The 16,243-nt window shown below is 60.1% G+C and carries 15 protein-coding genes and 1 pseudogene; 6 read left to right on the plus strand and 10 right to left on the minus strand.

The window, feature by feature from the left end:
- Window positions 1-12: 12 nt before the first annotated feature.
- From sutA to glnK, 4 genes are all read right to left on the minus strand, one after another.
- A complete protein-coding gene (gene sutA, locus D3M70_RS24105) occupies window positions 13-342 on the minus strand; it encodes a transcriptional regulator SutA (RefSeq protein ID WP_120128107.1) in 330 nt (109 codons plus the stop codon).
- A gap of 93 nt (window positions 343-435) precedes the next feature.
- On the minus strand, window positions 436-867 hold the full coding sequence (locus tag D3M70_RS24110; protein ID WP_120128108.1) for a secondary thiamine-phosphate synthase enzyme YjbQ: 432 nt from the start codon (window positions 865-867) through the stop codon (window positions 436-438).
- 249 nt (window positions 868-1,116) lie between these two features.
- Entirely contained in the window at window positions 1,117-2,454 is a 1,338-nt protein-coding gene (locus D3M70_RS24115) for an ammonium transporter (RefSeq protein ID WP_120128109.1), read from the minus strand.
- Window positions 2,455-2,487: 33 nt separating this feature from the next.
- Window positions 2,488-2,826 carry a P-II family nitrogen regulator gene (glnK, locus tag D3M70_RS24120; RefSeq protein WP_002555808.1) on the minus strand — a complete coding sequence of 113 codons (339 nt, stop codon included), beginning with the start codon at window positions 2,824-2,826 and terminating at the stop codon, window positions 2,488-2,490.
- 420 nt (window positions 2,827-3,246) lie between these two features.
- Here glnK and D3M70_RS24125 point away from each other — a divergent pair, with 420 nt between their 5' ends.
- Window positions 3,247-3,510 carry an accessory factor UbiK family protein gene (locus D3M70_RS24125; protein WP_120128110.1) on the plus strand — a complete coding sequence of 88 codons (264 nt, stop codon included), beginning with the start codon at window positions 3,247-3,249 and terminating at the stop codon, window positions 3,508-3,510.
- 44 nt (window positions 3,511-3,554) lie between these two features.
- Here the strand turns inward: D3M70_RS24125 and D3M70_RS24130 are convergent, their stop codons facing one another.
- Both D3M70_RS24130 and D3M70_RS24135 read right to left on the minus strand, forming a co-directional pair.
- Window positions 3,555-3,860, minus strand: coding sequence for a HigA family addiction module antitoxin (locus tag D3M70_RS24130; protein WP_120128111.1), 306 nt, complete (start codon window positions 3,858-3,860; stop codon window positions 3,555-3,557).
- Window positions 3,861-3,870: 10 nt separating this feature from the next.
- Window positions 3,871-4,149: a type II toxin-antitoxin system RelE/ParE family toxin gene (locus D3M70_RS24135; RefSeq protein WP_120128112.1), complete on the minus strand. Its 279-nt coding sequence runs from the start codon at window positions 4,147-4,149 to the stop codon at window positions 3,871-3,873.
- A gap of 195 nt (window positions 4,150-4,344) precedes the next feature.
- Between D3M70_RS24135 and D3M70_RS24140 the strand changes: the two genes are divergently transcribed.
- The 4 genes from D3M70_RS24140 to D3M70_RS24155 all read left to right on the plus strand — a co-directional run bounded on the left by D3M70_RS24140 (window position 4,345) and on the right by D3M70_RS24155 (window position 9,477).
- Entirely contained in the window at window positions 4,345-5,838 is a 1,494-nt protein-coding gene (locus D3M70_RS24140) for a YifB family Mg chelatase-like AAA ATPase (protein WP_120128113.1), read from the plus strand.
- 79 nt (window positions 5,839-5,917) lie between these two features.
- The gene (locus tag D3M70_RS24145; protein ID WP_120128114.1) at window positions 5,918-6,397 is read left to right on the plus strand and encodes an Lrp/AsnC family transcriptional regulator; all 480 of its coding nucleotides are present in this window, start codon (window positions 5,918-5,920) and stop codon (window positions 6,395-6,397) included.
- Between the two features lie 198 nt (window positions 6,398-6,595).
- Window positions 6,596-8,068, plus strand: coding sequence for an NAD-dependent succinate-semialdehyde dehydrogenase (locus tag D3M70_RS24150; RefSeq protein WP_120128115.1), 1,473 nt, complete (start codon window positions 6,596-6,598; stop codon window positions 8,066-8,068).
- 17 nt (window positions 8,069-8,085) lie between these two features.
- Window positions 8,086-9,477 carry an aspartate aminotransferase family protein gene (locus D3M70_RS24155; protein WP_120128116.1) on the plus strand — a complete coding sequence of 464 codons (1,392 nt, stop codon included), beginning with the start codon at window positions 8,086-8,088 and terminating at the stop codon, window positions 9,475-9,477.
- Between the two features lie 76 nt (window positions 9,478-9,553).
- On the opposite strand, the gene D3M70_RS34320 is transcribed toward D3M70_RS24155, so the two are convergent.
- The 3 genes and pseudogenes from D3M70_RS34320 to D3M70_RS24165 all read right to left on the minus strand — a co-directional run bounded on the left by D3M70_RS34320 (window position 9,554) and on the right by D3M70_RS24165 (window position 12,758).
- Window positions 9,554-10,414: a methyl-accepting chemotaxis protein gene (locus D3M70_RS34320; protein ID WP_375233034.1), complete on the minus strand. Its 861-nt coding sequence runs from the start codon at window positions 10,412-10,414 to the stop codon at window positions 9,554-9,556.
- Window positions 10,409-11,530 (minus strand): annotated as a pseudogene (locus D3M70_RS34325) (Cache 3/Cache 2 fusion domain-containing protein); the annotation flags it as partial. The gene D3M70_RS34320 and the pseudogene D3M70_RS34325, both read right to left, overlap by 6 nt.
- A gap of 307 nt (window positions 11,531-11,837) precedes the next feature.
- The gene (locus D3M70_RS24165; RefSeq protein ID WP_120128118.1) at window positions 11,838-12,758 is read right to left on the minus strand and encodes a LysR substrate-binding domain-containing protein; all 921 of its coding nucleotides are present in this window, start codon (window positions 12,756-12,758) and stop codon (window positions 11,838-11,840) included.
- A gap of 164 nt (window positions 12,759-12,922) precedes the next feature.
- Here D3M70_RS24165 and D3M70_RS24170 point away from each other — a divergent pair, with 164 nt between their 5' ends.
- Window positions 12,923-14,305, plus strand: a complete 1,383-nt coding sequence (locus tag D3M70_RS24170; protein ID WP_120128119.1) for a NorM family multidrug efflux MATE transporter — start codon at window positions 12,923-12,925, stop codon at window positions 14,303-14,305.
- A gap of 151 nt (window positions 14,306-14,456) precedes the next feature.
- Here D3M70_RS24170 and D3M70_RS24175 read toward each other — a convergent pair whose 3' ends face one another.
- A complete protein-coding gene (locus D3M70_RS24175) occupies window positions 14,457-16,130 on the minus strand; it encodes a bifunctional diguanylate cyclase/phosphodiesterase (RefSeq protein ID WP_120128120.1) in 1,674 nt (557 codons plus the stop codon).
- Window positions 16,131-16,243: the final 113 nt, after the last annotated feature.

Genomic DNA, 16,243 nt, shown 5'->3' on the forward strand with positions numbered 1-16,243 from the left:
TATCTGACACCCTCAGATAGGGCGGCTACCGTACTTGTTGTCAGGCTTCTTGGGCGGATCGGCGACAACATTGGCCTCCACTTCCTGCACTTTGCCGCCACGGGCAAGGAACTCTTCCATCGCGCGAGCCAGAGCATCACGCTCTTTGTTCTTGGCTTCGACGCTAGGCAGTTCATCGACCGAGACGGCTGCCTTGGCTTTACCCTTGGCTGGTGTTGCCGCAGCTTCGGGACTGTCGTCTATTTCCGAGACATCGTCATCGGGAGCAGCCGCAAGCTCCTCACCGTCCTCTTCATCTTCCAGACCGTCTTCAACCAGATCGTCGTTGTCGTCGTCGCTCATGTTCTACCTCATGACTTGCGAAAGCAGATTAGTTATAGCCCAGCTACGCCTAATTTCTAAGACAGCCGGAAAAAATTCAACTACCGCCAATAATCAGCGGTCGTGCCCCTCACCCTGAAGGGTGGCGAGGACTTTACGCGCACCGCCTGCATCGCGATGCTCTCCTAAATAAACACCCTGCCAGGTGCCTAGCGCCAACCGTCCGTCCGTGATGGGCAGAACAAGCTGGCAGCCTAGCAAACTGGCTTTGAAGTGCGCAGGCAGGTCGTCGGGACCTTCGTCATCGTGTTCATAACCGTCATGCCCCTGAGGCACCAGCCGGTTGAAGAAACGCTCGAAATCACGTCGCACTGCCGGATCGGCATTCTCGTTGATCGTCAACGAAGCCGAGGTATGTTGCAGCAACAGATGCAACAGGCCGACACGGCAATCACGCAGTCCGGGAACCCCTGCGACGATTTCGTCGGTTACCAGATGGAATCCGCGAGGCCTTGCCCGCAGCGTAATTCTGGTCTGTTGCCACATACAGTTCTCCGCCCTTCGGCGCGCATTCTAACGCGATGGAAAAAAAAACAAAGTGCGTAATGAGTGACGTTTTCCACAAGCCACAACCCTACCCATGCATCCCGTCGCAGCAACCACCGCAGATGCTCTGCGAAGCGGTCTTGGCCAGGGGGGCGCCACGTCATTGCAGCAATCGCTGGCGGTTGTGCCTATCGACAAACTCCAGACAAAAAAATGCCCGGTAAACCGGGCATTTTTTTACAGCCGCGATTACAAGTTGTAGCCACGCTCGTTGTGTTGTGCAAGGTCAAGACCAACAGCTTCTTCTTCCTCGGTGACACGCAGGCCCATGACCGCGTCAAGCACCTTGAGGATGATGAAGGTCACGATACCGGTGTAGATAACCGTGAAGCCTACGCCTTTGCACTGGATCCAGACTTGTGCAGCGATGTCGGTCACAGTGCCGAAGCCGCCCAGCGAGGGTGCTGCGAAAACACCGGTCAGGATTGCGCCCAGGATACCGCCGATGCCGTGAACGCCGAAGGCATCCAGGGAGTCGTCGTAGCCCAGTTTGCGTTTCAGGCTGGTGGCGCAGAAGAAGCAGACCACGCCGGCCGCCAGACCGATAATCAGGCCGCCCATCGGGCCTACAGTGCCGGCCGCAGGGGTGATGGCAACCAGACCGGCAACCACACCCGAAGCGATACCCAGAGCGCTTGGCTTACCGTGGGTCAGCCACTCGGCGAACATCCAGCCCAGTGCAGCGGCGGCGGTTGCGATCTGAGTGACCAGCATCGCCATACCGGCAGTGCCGTTGGCCGCAGCAGCGGAACCGGCGTTGAAGCCGAACCAGCCTACCCACAGCATCGCTGCGCCGACCAGGGTGTAACCCAGGTTGTGCGGAGCCATTGGAGTGGTCGGGAAACCTTTACGCTTGCCCAGTACCAGACACGCTACCAGGCCAGCCACACCGGCGTTGATGTGGACAACGGTGCCGCCCGCGAAATCGAGTACGCCCCAGTCCCACAACAGACCACCGACACCACTCCAGACCATGTGCGCGATTGGCGCGTAGACCAGGGTGAACCAGATAGCCATGAAGATCAGCATCGCGGAGAACTTCATGCGTTCTGCGAAGGCGCCGACGATCAGAGCAGGGGTGATGATGGCGAAAGTCATCTGGAAGGTGACGAACACAGCTTCCGGGAACAGAGCTGCAGCACCTGTGATACTGGAGGGCGTGATGCCTGCCAGGAACGCCTTCGACAGGCCGCCGACGAAGGAGTTGAAGTTAACGACGTTGGCTTCCATACCGGTGGTATCGAACGCCATGCTGTAGCCGTAGATGCACCACAGAATACTGATCAGGCCGGTGATGGCGAAGCACTGCATCATGACCGAAAGGATGTTTTTCGAGCGGACCATGCCGCCGTAGAACAGCGCAAGACCTGGAATGGTCATGAACAGCACCAAGGCTGTCGATGTCAGCATCCAGGCGGTGTCGCCTGAGTTGAGGACTGGGGCTGCCACTTCGTCTGCCGCCATGGCCAAGCCAGGGGTTACGAGGGACAACAGGGCTCCTAGCCCTGCGAATTGACGCAGAGTCATATTGTTTTCTCCTGGGGCGTTGGGTTTGGCGGCTTAGATTGCGTCGGTATCGGTTTCGCCGGTACGGATACGAATAGCCTGTTCCAGATTGACCACGAAGATCTTCCCGTCACCGATCTTGCCGGTGTTGGCCGCTTTGGTTATCGCTTCGATAACGCGGTCCAGATCCTTATCGTCAATCGCAACGTCGATCTTCACCTTGGGAAGGAAGTCGACTACATATTCCGCACCGCGATACAGCTCGGTGTGGCCTTTCTGACGTCCGAAGCCTTTGACTTCAGTTACCGTGATGCCCTGCACGCCGATTTCGGACAACGACTCGCGTACGTCGTCCAACTTGAACGGCTTGATGATGGCAGTGACTAGCTTCATGAAACTTTCTCCCGAATTGGTGGACTTGCCCCAGGAAAACAAACCCGACTCAAGTCTAAGCGCAGTGTCTGGCTTTGTAACGCGTCGATGGCCCGAAACAGACCAGACCAACTCCAGAAAACCGCTTCTGACGAAACACTTCCCCGCTCCGCCTGCCGCACTGCATTCGTCACAGCGACTGCATCAGTGCATGGGTCATATGCCACTAAGCAGAAACCTTGCCATCTCCGGCAATCTCACGAATTACGGCGCGTTGATCGATATTCTCGGGGTTCAGATCGCCATCACTCAACCCGACCGCACAACAACAGTGCGCCCGTGCACGGTGCGATGCGCAAAAATCGTGCAACCGATGACAGGGTAAAAAGACTATTAACGCTGCGTGCTACACTGCCGCCCATCTGATTTCGGAGCTTCACCATGCTCGCGCCCAAAGCTTTTCTAGACGCCATCAGCGGCCACGCATCGCGCTTGTTCAACGGCGAAACACCGCTCCCGCGCAATGAATTCGAGACCCAGTTCAAGGCACTGTTGCAAAGTGGTTTCAGCAAACTGGATCTGGTCAGCCGCGAAGAATTCGACAGCCAGATGATCGTCCTCGCCCGCACCCGTGCCCGCCTTGAGGCACTGGAAGCGAAGATGGCCGAGATGGAAGCGCAGTTGGCGGGACAGGCGAAGGAGTAAAGCTTAAACATGCACCGGCCAAGGCCGGGCATGTCCTGTTTTGCTCAGGCGCAGTGCGCGATACGCTGAACCTGCGCCTTTATGGCTGAACCCCGTTCGATTTCCGCTTTGCGCAGATCGTAAGTGAGTTGCAGATTCAGCCAAAACTCAGGGGTGGTTTCAAAACAAGCGGCGAGGCGCAACGCCACGTCAGCGCTGACCCCTCTGCGCTGGAGCACAATGTCATTCACCGTAGGGGTGGAGACGCCCAACGCGCGTGCCAACGCCGCAGACGTAAGCTCCAGCGGTTCCAGATATTCCTCTTTGAGAATTTCCCCGGGATGTACCGGGCGCATTCCGTTCTTGGTCATTGGAGTTACCTCAGTGGTAATCGACGATTTCGACATTCTCCGGGCCGTTTGGGCCCCAGATGAAGCAAATACGCCATTGGGCGTTGATGCGTATGCTGTGCTGCCCATTTCGATCCCCACCAAGCGCTTCCAGACGATTTCCGGGCGGAGACTTTAAATCCAACAGCGACGTAGCAGCTTCGAGCATCGTCAGCTTGCGTTCCGCGACTGAGAGAATTGACGACCAAATGCGCGTCTTGCCCTGTCGGAAAAGCGATTCAGTATCCTTACATTTAAAACTTGCAATCATTGCTAACGCTTAACGTTATTCGTTAATTGCGGATTGTAGTCAGCGTCGTGCGCGAGCGCAACGAGGCCGTCGTCAAAGCATATCGAGCGCCCGCCAATCGGACACATGCCGTAGAACATGCACCCGCGCCCACTCCCCCACCCTGACTATCCTTGAGCACGCCGCAGGACGCGGTGCCGCCTTCAAGGAACGATCATGTCTCTGGCCATTGTTCTCAGCCGCGCGCAAGTGGGTGTCGAAGCGCCGGCTGTCACTGTTGAAGCCCATCTCGCCAACGGTCTCCCTGCGCTGACGCTGGTCGGGCTGCCCGAAGGTGCGGTGAAGGAAAGCAAGGATCGGGTGCGCAGTGCGATTCTCAACTGTCGGCTGGAGTTTCCGGCGCGGCGCATCACGTTGAATCTTGCGCCTGCCGATCTACCAAAGGATGGTGGGCGCTTCGATCTGGCGATTGCTCTGGGTTTGCTCGCCGCCAGTGCGCAGGTGCCGACGTTGGCGCTGGATGGCGTGGAGTGCCTGGGCGAATTGGCACTGTCTGGCGCGATTCGGCCTGTTCAAGGCGTCCTGCCCGCCGCACTCGCCGCCCGCGAAGCAGGACATACGCTGATCGTTCCGGCGGTGAACGCCGAAGAAGCCTGCCTGGCTTCAGGGTTGAAGGTGATTGCGGTCAGTCATCTGCTGGAGTTGGTGTCGCATCTCAATGGGCACACCATCATTGCCCCATACAAATCCAATGGGTTGATCCTGCAAATTCAGCCCTACCCCGACCTCAGTGAAGTTCAGGGCCAGACTGCCGCCAAGCGCGCCTTACTCGTCGCCGCAGCCGGCGCACATAACCTGCTATTCAGCGGCCCTCCTGGCACCGGCAAGACACTGCTTGCCAGTCGCCTTCCCGGATTGTTGCCGCCGCTGGATGAACGTGAAGCGCTGGAGGTCGCGGCGATTCAATCGGTCGCCAGCCACGCACCCCTGACCAATTGGCCGCAGCGCCCTTTCCGCCAACCCCATCACTCTGCCTCTGGACCCGCGCTGGTCGGCGGTGGCAGTCGTCCGCAGCCTGGCGAAATTACCATGGCTCACCACGGCGTGCTGTTTCTCGACGAGCTTCCCGAGTTTGATCGTCGCGTGTTGGAGGTGCTGAGAGAGCCGCTGGAGTCAGGCCACATCGTGATTTCCAGGGCGCGTGACCGCGTGCGCTTTCCGGCACGCTTTCAACTGGTCGCCGCGATGAACCCCTGCCCTTGCGGCTACCATGGCGAGCCCACAGGACGCTGTCGCTGTTCCACCGATCAGATCCAGCGCTATCGCAACAAACTTTCCGGCCCGCTGCTGGACCGGATTGATCTGCACCTGACCGTTGCCCGCGAAACAACCTCACTGGCAACTCCCCCGCAAACCGGAGACAGTAGCGCAAGCGCCGCGTTGCTGGTGTCCGAAGCCCGGGAGCGCCAGCAAAAACGCCAAGGCTGCGCCAATGCTTTTCTTGATCTGCCCTCGTTGCGTCAGCATTGCGCGCTCAAGGAAGAAGACGAGGCATGGCTGGAGACCGCTTGCGAGCGCCTGACCCTATCCTTGCGCGCAGCACACAGACTCTTGAAAGTGGCGCGCACATTGGCCGACCTTGAGCGGGTAGACGCTATTGCACGAAGCCATATCGCCGAGGCCTTGCAGTATCGTCCGTCAACCAGCTGATGAACGTGTTGGGCGAATCTCGGGCTAACATGCAGCCTTATCGTCATCCCTGGTCAACACACCTGAAAGAGTCTTGAGCGTGGAACTGGACAGAATAGATGCAAGGCTGCTGAGCGAATTGCAGCGCAATAACCGCGTTTCCAGCGAGGAACTGGGCGAGCAGGTCGGGCTTTCCAGTACCGGGATTCAGCGCCGCCTCAAGCGTTTACGCGCCCAGGGCATTATCGAGGCGGACATTGCGGTCGTTTCGCCCAAAGCGGTCGGGCGCGAGGTGATGATGCTGGTGCTCGTGTCGCTCGAACGTGAGCGTGCGGACATCATCGACACCTTCAAGCAGTCGATCCGTTCGACGCCGGAAATCATGAGCGGCTACTACGTCACCGGCGATGCCGACTTCGTACTGGTGGTGACGACCCGCAACATGGACGAGTACGAGCAGTTCACGCGCCAGTTTTTCTACAACAATCCCAATATCAAGGGCTTCAAGACCATGGTGGTGATGGATCGGGTCAAAGCCGGTTTCAGCATCCCTATCCCGGGGGCAGTCGAAATCAAATAGCCACGCCAGACTGGTCAAGCTTTAGCACTTGAAAGCCAGAAAACAGTGCTCGACGTGCAGATCACGCAGTTTTTCCGCGTTGTTTTGGAAAATACTCAGCAATTCTGCGCGCACTGCGAAGGCAACGCAGTTTTTCAACGCCGCTCCGTTCCTAGAATGAGCTCATCAACACGTCCTTTCGACGATGAGACTCAGACCATGAACAACCTCGCCCAAACTGCGCTCGAACAACTGCGCCGCCCCGACCTTCTGGAAACCCGCGCCTGGATTGACGGCCGGTGGATTGACGGAGAGTCCCGCATCGCCGTGATCGACCCCGCCACAGGCGCGACCCTGGCCCACGTCGCCCACTGCGATGTGGCCTGGATGGACAAGGCCGTCGATGCGGCCGCTCGGGCGTTTCTGGCCTGGCGTGATCTGTTGCCGGCACAACGCGGCGCCGTTTTGCGGCGCTGGGCTAACTTGACCCGCGACAACGCTCAGGACCTGGCCGTCATCATGACGGCCGAGCAAGGCAAGCCGCTTAAGGAATCCCTCGGCGAAATATCCTACGGCGCAGCCTTTCTCGACTGGTTCGCCGCCGAAGCCGAGCGCAGCTACGGCGAATCGATCCCCAGCCACTTAGCGGGCAGCCAGCTGAGCACTCGGATGCAGCCAATCGGCGTCACCGCAGCGGTGACCCCGTGGAACTTCCCCAATGCGATGATCACCCGCAAGGCAGGCGCTGCATTGGCGGCAGGCTGCAGCATGATCGTCAAACCGGCACCGGAAACACCGTTGTCAGCGTTGGCGCTAGCGAAACTCGCTGAAGAGGCAGGGGTGCCCGCCGGCGTATTTCAGGTGGTTACCGGCGATGCGCCGAGCCTGTCCGCACGCCTGATGCAACGCCCGGAAGTCCGCGCCTTCAGCTTCACCGGATCCACGGAAATCGGCCGGCTGTTCCTCAGGCAATCTGCCGAGACTGTGAAAAAGGTCTCGCTGGAACTGGGCGGTCATGCGCCCTTCATCGTCTTCGACGACGCAGAGCTGGAAGAGGCCGTGGCTGGTTGCATAGGCGCCAAATTCGCGACCTCGGGGCAGGATTGCCTCGCAGCCAATCGTATCTACGTTCAGCGTGGTCTGTACGAACCTTTCGTGGCGGCCTTCACTCGTGCCACTGCGGCGCTGAATGTCGGGCACGGCCTGGAGGACGGCGTCGACATCGGCCCTATGACCCGCGTCTCTGTCGCCAACAAAAGCCGTGACCACATCGGCAACGCGATATCTCTCGGCGCACGATTGACGACGGGCGGGATGGACTGTGCGCTTGGCAGCCATTTCGTCACCCCGACCGTGCTGGCCGACGTCACTGACGCGATGGACATTGCCACTGAGGAAACCTTCGGTCCGGTCGCCGCGATCCTGCCGTTCGACGATGAGCAGGAGGTCATTCGTCGCGCCAATCAGACCGAATACGGCCTGGCTGCTTACGTGTACACCAATGACCTGCGCCGTGCCGCCCGGGTCTCGGACCGACTGGAGTTCGGCATGGTCGCCCTCAATACCGCGAAATTCACCGGCGCGCCGATTCCATTCGGCGGCTGGAAGCAGTCAGGTTTGGGCCGCGAAGGCTCCAGACACGGGCTGGCCGAATACATGGAATTCAAATACGTCTGCGTCGGCAGCCTCTAACCCACGGGAGCCCCATCATGGATAAGCAAACCCAGGATCAGATATCAGCAATGGACCGGGCATCGGTCCTGCACCCCTTCACTCAACTCAAAGACTTTGCCAGCGGCAAGGCGGGCGATCCGACCATCATCGAAACCGCCCAGGGCATCCGCATCACAGACGCGACCGGCCGCGAGTACATCGATGGCTTCGCCGGCCTTTACTGCATGAACGTGGGCTATGGCCGCACCGAAGTAGCCGAAGCCATTTCCCGTCAGGCGCACAAACTGGCGTACTACCACTCCTACGCGGCTCACACCACCGAGGAACTGGCGCGCCTGTCCGACCGTCTGGTGCGCATGGCGCCGGGCAAGATGAGCAAGGTGTTCTACGGCATGTCTGGATCGGACGCCAACGAGACCCAAGCCAAGCTGGTCTGGTATTACAACAACCTGCGCGGCCTGCCGAAGAAGAAAAAGATCATCACCCGTGATCGCGGCTATCACGGTTGCTCGGTGGTGTCAGGCTCGATGACCGGCATGAGCTTCTATCACGACCACATGGACCTGCCCATTGCAGGCATCCCTCGCACCGGCGTGCCGCACTATTACTGGGGCGCCGAAGCCGGTGAGACCGAGGAGCAATTCTCCGCCCGCCGCGCTGAAGAACTGGAAGCGTTGATTCTGCGCGAAGGCCCGGACACCGTTGGCGCGTTCATCGCTGAGCCGGTGCTGGGCACAGGAGGCATCACCCCGCCTCCTGCCGGTTATTGGGCAGCGATTCAACCGGTACTGAAAAAGTACGACATTCTGCTGATCGCTGACGAAGTCATCACCGGCTTCGGGCGTACCGGCGCGATGTTCGGCTGCGACAAGTACGGCATCGAGCCAGATCTGATCACGGTCGCCAAGGGCCTGACTTCAGCGTACGTGCCGCTGTCAGCGTCGATTGTCGGGGAGAAGGTGTACAAGGTGCTGGAAGAAGGTGCGGACCGCGTGGGCGCTTTCTCTCACGGTTATACCTATTCGGGTCACCCGATTGGCGTCGCCGCAGCCAACGCAGTGCTGGACATCGTCGAGCGCGAAGACATTCCGGGCAACGCGCAGCGGGTCGGTAGCTACTTCCAGAAGAGCCTGCAGGAGACCTTCGCCGGTCTGCCAATAGTGGGCGAAGTGCGCGGCGTGGGCCTGATGGCCGCGATTGAGTTCGTGGCTGACCCAGCCACCAAAAAGCGCTTCGATCCGTCGCTGAAAATCGGCGCTCGGGTCTCCAAGGCTGCACGCGATCTGAACCTGATCGCCCGCGCCATGCCTCACGGCGACATCCTCGGCTTCGCGCCGCCGCTGGTGATCACCGAGAGCGAAGTCGACCAGATCGTCGGCCTGGCGCACAAGGCAGTGCTGAGCGTCATGGATGAGCTCAAGGTTTAGGCGAAAAAACGCTGACCAACAAAAACGGGCCGGTCATCACTGACCGGCCCGTTGCATTTCGCAGGAGTCAGACCGATCAGCGGAACCGGTCTACTTCCTTGCGCAGATCCGCCGCCAGCGAGTTCAACTCCTGCGCGGTGACGGCCAGATTTGAGACCACTTCACGTTGTTCGCTGTTGGCCAGGGCAATGCTTTGCAGGTTGGCGCTGAGCAAGGTCGCCGTGTTGCTCTGCTCCTGGGTCGCCGTGGTGATCGAGGCGAACTGCTCGCCAGCCGAGCGGCTTTGCTCGTCGATCTGCGCCAGCGCGGCCGCGACTTTGGCGTTACGCGACAGGCCTTCCTGCATCAGCGTATTGCCCTGCTCCATGGTGCTGATCGCGTTGCCGGTTTCCTGCTGGATGCTGGCGATCATGCCGGAGATTTCGTCGGTCGCCTGACGGGTGCGCGATGCCAGATTGCGAACCTCGTCAGCTACCACGGCAAAACCACGACCTTGCTCACCCGCGCGTGCGGCTTCGATGGCGGCGTTGAGGGCCAGCAGGTTGGTCTGTTCGGCGATGGAGGTAATCACACTGACGATGCCACCGATTTCCTGCGAGCGCTGGCCAAGGGTGTCGATCACAGCAGCGGTACTGCCCAGAGACCCGGCGATCTGTTCCAGCGATGCCGAAGCTTCCTCCATCGATGCTCGACCGATACGGGTTTGCTGAGCGTTACCCTGGGCCAGACGCTCGGTGTTGCCCATGTTGTCGGCGATGGTCAAGGCCGTGGCGCTGAACTCTTCGACGGCGCCCGCCATGCTGGTGATCTCGCCCGACTGCTGCTCCATGCCTTCGTAAGCGCCACCGGACAGACCGGACAGCGCCTGCGCGCGACCGCTGACCTCCTGGGCGGCGGTGCGAATATGCGAAACCATGGTTTCCAGCGCCTGGCCCATCTTGTTGAAGCTGCTGGCCAACTGGCCGATCTCGTCCTGACGGGTGACATTCAGGCGCACGCTCAAGTCACCGGCCCCCAGGGCCTCAGCCTGATTCACCAAATCCGACAACGGCTGCAACTTGCTGCGCAACAGCCAGATCGCGGCACCCACGGCGATCAGCATCGCCAGCAAACTGCCGATGGCCAGTTGAATACCGACGCTCCAGGTCACCGCGCTGATTTCGTCTTTCGGCATGATCGCCAGAATCGACCATGGCCCACCCGCGAACGGCTCGGCAACGGTGTAGAAGTCATTGCCGGCGTCTTCCCAGAAACGGCCCTTGCCCGGAACCTTGACGAAGTCGGTCAGGATTTGGCTCGCCTGATCCAGATCCTTCACGCCCGCGGGCGGCACCAGCCATTTGTTCTGCTCATCGAGCAACGCCAGTGAGCCGGTGGTGCCAATGCGGAAGTTCTTCAGGTTATCGAACTGGGCTTTCTGCGCGTCGGTGTAATCGAAGCCCACGAACAACACGGCAATGACTTTGCCACTGCCGTCACGAACCGGTGTGTATTGAGTCATGTACAAGCGATCGAACAGAAGCGCGCGGCCCACGTAGTCCTGTCCCGCCAGAAGCCGAGCGTAGGCCGGATGTTTGTGGTCCAGCGATGTGCCAATGGCCCGCGAACCGTCCTGCTTGCTCAGCGAGGTGCTGATGCGGACGAAATCGTCGCCACTGCGCACGAACACCGTTGCCACGCCTGCGGTCATTTTCCTGAAGTCATCGACCTCGGCGAAATCGTTGTTCAGCGCATTGCCGTTCAGCAACAACGCCGGGGTCTGAACGCCCGCGACGGCGATCTGCTGATCAGCCTGCACTGTCAGTCCATTGTTGAACCGCTTCTCGAACAAGCCCGCCAGTCGCTGGGTACTGTCGCGCAGGGTGCTGTGGAAGGTATTCAACTGGTCGGCCAGCAATCGCGCCTCGCTTCCCATGTGTTCTTCGCGGATGGCGAGGTTCGCTGAGTCCAGCGAGCGCAGGGCAAACAAGGTGCTGCCGCTGATGACAACGGCCAGGATGACAGCCAGGGCGATGCCAAGCTGCGAGGCAATTCGGGCACGGGGCTGAGGCATGAAAACTCCTTGCCGAACGACGGGATCGTCCTGATCTCAGGGACACCATTCGGACTATTTCTAATAGAGGGGATCGATGAACCGATTGGAACAAAGGGTTCTGCAATTAAGGATTCGGCTGACAGAGCCAATACTTGAGTCCTACACGCGGACTTAGGACGGGAGACATTCGCCATAGGGTATTCCCCCGGTAGCAGTTCGGCTCGCCGGCGGTAGCGCCAATGAAATCGCCACCGCCGGCAAGCCGGACTGCTACAAGGGCGTCGCCACAGGAAAAATAGCGGGCAAGGCCGGGGCGCGAGGCGCTTCAGTCCAGAATCGTCACCTCAGGCAACTCCATCGCCTGCACCTCGCTTTGCAGAAAATCACTGAGCCTGCGCAACCGCTCGCCTCCCGGCCGAGTCTTGGGCCAGACCAGGTAGTAATTCTCGCCACTGACCACTGCCGTACGCCAAGGCAAACTCAAGCGCCCTTGAATGACATCTTCGGCCACCATCAGAAGATCACCCATGGACACCCCGTAACCTCGGGCGGCTGCGATCATGCCAAGCTCCAGGGTGTCAAAGACCTGCCCGCCCTTGAGCGACACCTGGTCCGACAGCCCCGTCCTCTCCAGCCAGCTGCGCCAGTCGCGTCGGTCCGGGGTGGGATGCAGAAGCTCGGCACTGGCCAGTCGTTTTACATCCCACGGCGCGTCATCGAGCAGGCTCGGCGAGCCCACCGGGATCAACAACTCGGGAAACAGATACGTCGCCTCCCAATCCGGTGGGAAATGCCCGCGCCCCAGCAACACCGCACAATCGAACGGCTCTTGGGTGAAGTCCACGTTATCGATGTCCATCCAGGCGCTGGTCAGTTGCACTTCGTTGCCCACCTGCAAGTGACGAAAACGACTAAGCCGCGCCAGCAGCCAGCGCATGGTCAATGTCGAAGGCGCCTTCATGCGCAATATCCCCTCCTCGGCCATCAACGCGCTGCAGGCTCGCTCCAGGGCCGAAAACCCTTCGCGCACGCCTGGCAACAGTTCTCGCGCGGCTTCGGTCAACTGCAGATTGCGGCCGTTGCGGCGAAACAACCGGCAGGCAAAGTGTTCTTCGAGGGTACGAATGTGGCGGCTTACCGCACTTTGGGTGATCGACAGCTCCTCGGCCGCGCGGGTGAACGAGGCATGTCGCGCGGCAGCTTCGAATGCACGCAGCGCATACAGGGGCGGAAGACTACGAGACATGAGGCACGTGCTCTTTGATATGGAAGCGGTGCGAGCACTCTACTGCAAAAGCGCCAGCATGAGTTTTAGTCATGGCAATGATCGTATTTATCCCTTTGTGGATTTGCCGGCGAATCACCACAATGAGCCGCTCTTCAATGCCTCTAACGCCGAGCGCCAAGACCATGCAACAGCACGCCTTCAAAGAACTGTGGATCATCCTGCGCCTGGCCGGGCCGCTGATCGCTTCCCAGATGGCGCACATGCTGATGGTCTTCACTGACACCGTGATGATGGGCAAACTCGGCCCCGAATCATTGGCGGGTGGGGGGCTGGGTGCCGCCAGTTACAACTTCGTTTCGTTCTTCTGCGTCGGCGTGATGGCCGCCGTCGGCACGCTGGTTGCCATCCGCAGAGGCGCCAACGACGACGCAGGCGTTACCCGCCTGACGCAAGCCGGCCTTTGGCTCGCTTGGGGCATGGCGCTGATCGCCGCCCTTATCCTGTGGAACCTTGAACCGATTCTCCTGAACTTCGGCCAGGACGAAGCCAACGTCCACATGGCGAGCCAGTTCCTGATCACCCTTCCCCTCGCCCTGCCAGGCTTGCTGAGCTTCATGGCGCTGCGGGGCTTTACCAGCGCGCTGGGCCGGGCCACACCCGTCATGGTGATCAGCCTGGTAGGCGTCGCGGCCAACTTCGGCCTCAACTACGCCTTCATCCACGGGATGTTCGGCCTGCCGCACTGGGGCCTGATGGGGATCGGGCTGGTCACGGCAATTGTCACTAACAGCATGGCGCTGGCCCTGTGGCTGCACATTCGCTATCACAAGGCTTACGCCGCGTACCCAATCCACCAGAACCTGACGAACCTGTCACGCAGTTGCCTGAAAGAGCTGTGGCGGCTGGGCTTGCCGATTGGCGGCACCTACGCGGTGGAAGTCGGGCTTTTCACTTTCGCGGCCTTCTGCATGGGCGCGATGGGCAGCACGCAGATGGCCGCGCACCAGATCGCTCTGCAATCGGTGTCGATGGCCTTCATGATTCCAGTGGGAATTTCCTACGCTGTGACCATGCGCATTGGCTTGCACTACGGCGCGGGCAATTTGCTGCTGGCGCGCACTGCGGGGCGGATGGGCATAGCCTTCGGCGGACTGCTGATGCTCGCGTTCGGCATCCTGTTCTGGGTTGCGCCGCATTCGGTGATCGGCCTGTTCGTGGACCTCAACGATCCCAAATACCAAGACGTGGTGGAGCTGACGGTCAAACTGCTGGCGATTGCGGCGTGGTTCGAAATCCTCGATGGCACCCAGACCATTGCGATGGGCGCGATTCGGGGCTTCAAGGATGCCAAGACCACGTTTCTTATCGGGCTGGCGAGCTATTGGGTGGTCGGCGCGCCACTGGCCTGGGCCTTCGGCTTCCTGGCGCACCAAGGCGCGGTCGGCGTGTGGTGGGGCCTGGCACTCGGCCTGCTGTGTTCGGCGATTGCCCTGACCTACGCCTTCGAACGCAAGACCGCTAAGCTGCTGCGCAAGGAAGCCACCGGGGTGGTGGTGATGGGCTAAAGACCCGGCTTGCTCGCGAATGCGTCGGCTCAGGCAAACGGAACTCAATGCCAGTCAAGTTCTGTTGTAGCAGTCCGGCTTGCCGGCGCAGGTGTCCTTGAGATCGCAACCGCCGGCAAGCCGGACTGCTACGCAATAAAATCACTTGGGATCAATTCAATCCCTGCATCAACTGCCCTTTGCCCTGATCGAACATCAGATAATCCAGCAATTGCGGCAATGCCAGCGGATGGCTGATCAGATAGCCCTGAGCCTGATCGCAATTGAAACTGCGTAACAATGCCAGTTGCTCCGGCGTTTCAACGCCCTCGGCCACCACCTCCAGGCTCAGGTTATGCGCCAGGTTGATCATGGCGTGCACCAGCTTGCGGTTCTCTTCGCGCTGCTCCATCTCGCCGACAAAGCTCTTGTCGATCTTGAGCAAGGTGATCGGCAGGCTGTTCAGGTGGACGAACGACGAAAAGCCGGTGCCGAAGTCGTCCAGTGAGAAGCGCACGCCCAGTCGACCCAGGGCGTCCATGGTCTGCTTGACCAGATCGCTACGGCGCATGACAGCGGTTTCCGTCAGCTCGAATTCCAGCCACTGCGCATCCACACCCCTGTCGGCGATCAAGCGACTCAATGTCGCCAACAGTTGATTGTCCTGAAACTGGCGGAACGACAGATTGATCGCCATGTGCAGCGGTGGCAGGCCCTTCTCTCGCAAAGTCTGCATGTCACGCAAGGCGCGGGAGATCACCCAATAACCCAGCGGCACGATCAGCCCGCTCTGCTCGGCCAACGGCACGAATTCGCTGGGTGGCAACAGACCGCGCTCGGCATGACGCCAACGCACCAGCGCTTCCAGCCCAAGGATATGCCCAGTGTTCAGGCACAAACGCGGCTGGTAATGCAGTTCCAGCTCGTCACGACGCAAGGCTCGACGCAGCTCGCTTTCCAGATCCGCGAGGCTTCGGGCATTGCGGTTGATGCGTTCATTGAAGATGTGAAAGGTGCAACCCTGCGTGCTTTTGGCCTGCTGCATGGCGATGTGTGCGTGCCACATCAACGGATCGGCGCCGCCGTCGACGCGCGCATGGGCAATCCCGAGGCTGCACCCGATCAGCAGGCTTTCACCATCGACCCAGTAAGGCTCGGACAACGCTTCGGTAATCCGTTCGGCCATCCACTCGGCGCGCTCGGGTGCACGGCGGGTATCGATCAGCAGGGCAAATTCGTCGCTGCCCAAACGCGCCAGTTGATCGCAGGCTTCGAGCTGACTTTTCAAACGCGCTACAACTTGCAGAATCAGCCGATCACCCGCTTGGTGGCCGAGCGCATCGTTGGCCCTGCGGAAGTTGTCGAGATCCAGATGCCCCAGCGCCAGCCCGCGACCGTCGAACTCTGCCAGGCGCGCAGCCAGCAAGGTCTGGAAGCCCTGGCGGTTGGCGATGCCGGTCAAAGGATCCTGCTCGGCGAGACGTTGCAGTGTGTTTTCCAGCAAACCTCGCTCGCGAACATGCCGCAGGCAGCGACGCAGCGTGTTGGTCGTCAGAGAGTCGCGCACCAGCCAGTCGGCCACGCCAACCGGGTCTGCGTCAGGCTCAGCGTCCAGCAGCAACACCGTGGGCCAGTTGCACTGACCTGCGCCTGGTTGCAGCAAAGGCGTGGTGAAAAGAATGAAGGATTGCGGGAGGTCGGCCTGACTGCCAATAGCGTCCCAGCTCGACACACAGTCGAGAAATACGGCATCTCCAAGAGGCGCCAGGCACTCGCGCAATAACGCTGACCATTCCGGCGTGTCCGCCAGAAGCAGCAAACGCAAGGGTTCGACGGGCGTAGACAAGCTAGCTCCCCACACAATCCAAAGACATAGACCATCACTCAAACGAGTGTGGTCAAACGCGGGTATCGTCCGCGCGATGCGCAAATGTAACAAAACGGCGAAATTTAGATAGC

The organism is Pseudomonas sp. LS-2, assembly GCF_003605735.1.
Taxonomy (GTDB): Bacteria; Pseudomonadota; Gammaproteobacteria; order Pseudomonadales; family Pseudomonadaceae; genus Aquipseudomonas.